General features: G+C 71.8%; 3 protein-coding genes and 1 pseudogene. 3 read left to right on the forward strand and 1 reads right to left on the reverse strand.

Going from position 1 to position 2549, the window contains the following annotated elements; all coding sequences use genetic code 11:
• Positions 1-234 (reverse strand): annotated as a pseudogene (locus tag FRW57_RS20330) (DsrE family protein); the annotation flags it as partial.
• 121 nt (positions 235-355) lie between these two features.
• Here FRW57_RS20330 and FRW57_RS20335 point away from each other — a divergent pair.
• The 3 genes from FRW57_RS20335 to FRW57_RS24835 form a co-directional block, all read left to right on the forward strand.
• Positions 356-853: a heme-binding beta-barrel domain-containing protein gene (locus tag FRW57_RS20335; protein WP_137121726.1), complete on the forward strand. Its 498-nt coding sequence runs from the start codon at positions 356-358 to the stop codon at positions 851-853.
• A gap of 122 nt (positions 854-975) precedes the next feature.
• Complete coding sequence (gene ygfZ, locus FRW57_RS20340) at positions 976-2034, forward strand: CAF17-like 4Fe-4S cluster assembly/insertion protein YgfZ (protein WP_137121725.1); 1059 nt, start codon at positions 976-978, stop codon at positions 2032-2034.
• Positions 2035-2116: 82 nt separating this feature from the next.
• On the forward strand, positions 2117-2549 hold a 433-nt coding region (locus FRW57_RS24835), incomplete at its 3' end, for a helix-turn-helix domain-containing protein (protein ID WP_152186910.1).

A 2549-nucleotide genomic window follows, 5' to 3' on the forward strand; every position in this document is an offset into this window, starting at 1 on the left:
GCCGCCGGCGAGGACACCGTCGCGCAGGTCGGCCAGCGGCGGACTCTCCGGCAGCACGAACTCCTCCGCGCGGCCGGGCACGGCGAGCCAGACCGCCTCGCCGGTCAACCAGAGGCTCACCCCGGCGCCGCTGGCCACCGCCGTGGCCGCGACCGTGAAGGCCTGCGAGAGGCGTTCGGGCGCCTCGATGCCGTGGGTCAGCTTGATGATGAGGCGCCGTGCCGGGTCCGTCATGCGCTCAGGCTACGATCTGCCCCGTGGAAACGTTCTTCATCACGCTCCTGGCGATCAGCTCGCTGCTCATCGTGTGGTTCGCGGCCTACGTGGTCTACCGCCTCGTGCGCAGCGTGCGCTGATGCCGTTCGAGCTCGACGCCGACCTTCCTCGGGAGCTTGCGCCCCTCGCCTGGCTGATCGGCCGGTGGGAGGGCGCAGGGGTGGTCGGCTACCCGACGATCGAGTCCGCCAACTTCGGCCAGGAGATCGTCGTCACCCACGACGGCCGGCCGTTCCTGGAGTGGCAGAGCCGCACCTGGCTGCTGGACGAGGAGGGCAACCAGGTCCGACCGCTCGCCACCGAGCTCGGTTTCTGGCGCCCTGCCGAGGACGGCGAGGTGGAGCTGCTGCTCGTCCACCCCACCGGCATCGTGGAGATGTACTACGGCAAGACCGAGCCGGCCAAGATCGAGCTGCAGACCGACGGAGTCCTGCGCAGCCCCAGGGCCAAGGACTACTCGGCGGCCGCGCGCCTCTACGGCCTGGTCAACTCCGACCTGATGTGGGTGATGGACATGTCGGCGATGGGTCAGCCCATGACCAGCCACGTGTCGGCCCAGCTCAAGCGGGTCGGCTGACGGCCGGTCCCACCGGTTTCGCCCCGACGTAGGCTGGTGGGGTGACCGGCCCCGGCACGGGGCCCGGTCGGTACCTGCCACCCAGGCGACTCCCCGGAGGGTGCACCACCGTGCTCGACCCCATGACCGACTCCCCAGCCGTGACCACGAACACCGAGCCGGCCACCAGCTGGCGCAGCCCTCTGCTCGACGTCCACGGCGCGGTGGCCGACCAGGGTCCGGACGCGGGCGTCGCGGCCCACTACGGCGACCCGCTGCGCGAACAGCGCCTGCTCGCCGAGGGGCTGGCCGTCGTCGACCTGTCGCACCGTTCGGTCGTCACCGTGACCGGACCCGACCGGCTCTCGTGGCTGCACTCCATGACCACGCAGACGCTCACCGGGCTGGCTCCCCGCGTGTCGGCCGAGTCGCTCGTGCTGTCGCCGAAGGGCCACATCGAGCACGACCTGCACATGGTGGACGACGGCGAGACCACCTGGATCACCGTCGAGCCGGGCACCGCCGGGTCGCTCGTGGCCTGGCTCGACTCGATGCGGTTCATGCTGCGCGTGGAAGTGGCCGACGTCACCGCCGACCATGCCGTGCTCGGTGAGCCGGTGCGGCGCGAGTCGGCCGAGGGTGAGCCGCTCTCCTGGTCGGACCCCTGGCCCGACCTGGCAGGTGACACCGCGGCATACAGCACCGTCGTCGAGCACCCAGGCCGCGAACGGGACTGGCGCGAGGTGATCGTCCCCCGCAGCGAGCTCCAGGGCGCCGTCGGGGACCGTCCGCTGGCGGGCACCTGGGCCGCCGAGGCGTTGCGGGTGGCGGCGTGGCGGCCGCGGCTCGGGTTCGAGACCGACCACCGGACCATCCCGCACGAGGTCGACTGGCTGCGGACCGCCGTGCACCTGCACAAGGGTTGCTACCGCGGGCAGGAGACCATCGCGCGGGTGCACAACCTCGGACGCCCGCCGCGCCGGCTCGTCTTCCTCGACCTCGACGGCTCCGGCCACGTGCTGCCCGAGCGCGGAGCCGAGCTCGAGACCGGTGGCCGCGTCGTCGGGCGCGTGACGTCGGTGGCACGCCACTTCGAGGACGGCCCGATCGCCCTGGCGGTCATCAAGCGCAACACCCCGCTCGACGCCGAGCTGGTCGCCTCAGGCATCGCCGCCAGCCAGACCGAGATCGTCACCCGCTGAGGGCCATTCCCCCACACCCGTGTGAGTGGAGACACGCTTGCTGAGTTTGCAAAGTGCTAACTAGAGCAAGCATACTGGGGGCATGACCCCGATCCCCGTCCCCGACCTCGGCGGCTACCTGCGCGAACAGCGCCAGGCAGCGCGGCTGTCGCTGCGGCAGCTGTCCGACGTGGCCGGGGTCAGCAACCCCTACCTCTCACAGATCGAGCGGGGCCTGAAGAAGCCCAGCGCCGAGATCCTGCAGCAGCTCGCCAAGGGCCTGCGCATCTCCGCCGAGTCGCTCTATGTCCGCGCGGGAATCCTCGAGGAGAAGGCGGAGTCCGAGGCTGGCCACCAGCCCGACGTCGCCGCCGCGATCCTCGCCGACCCCCGCCTGTCCGACCGGCAGCGCCGGGTCCTGCTCGACGTCTACGCCTCGCTCGTCGGCGACGACGACGAGCCGCAGTCCTCGCACGCTTCCAGGTCCACGGCCGCGACCGGCAGGAGCCGCACTGCCGGCGCCCCGGCCACCCCCC

The organism is Segeticoccus rhizosphaerae (genome assembly GCF_009192725.1).
In the GTDB taxonomy this organism is placed as follows: domain Bacteria; phylum Actinomycetota; class Actinomycetes; order Actinomycetales; family Dermatophilaceae; genus Segeticoccus; species Segeticoccus rhizosphaerae.

Coding starts and splice junctions, on each gene's coding strand:
- ygfZ (WP_137121725.1), top strand. CDS start 976: ATGACCGACTCCCCAGCCGTGACCACGAACACCGAGCCGGCCACCAGC.
- FRW57_RS20335 (WP_137121726.1), top strand. CDS start 356: ATGCCGTTCGAGCTCGACGCCGACCTTCCTCGGGAGCTTGCGCCCCTC.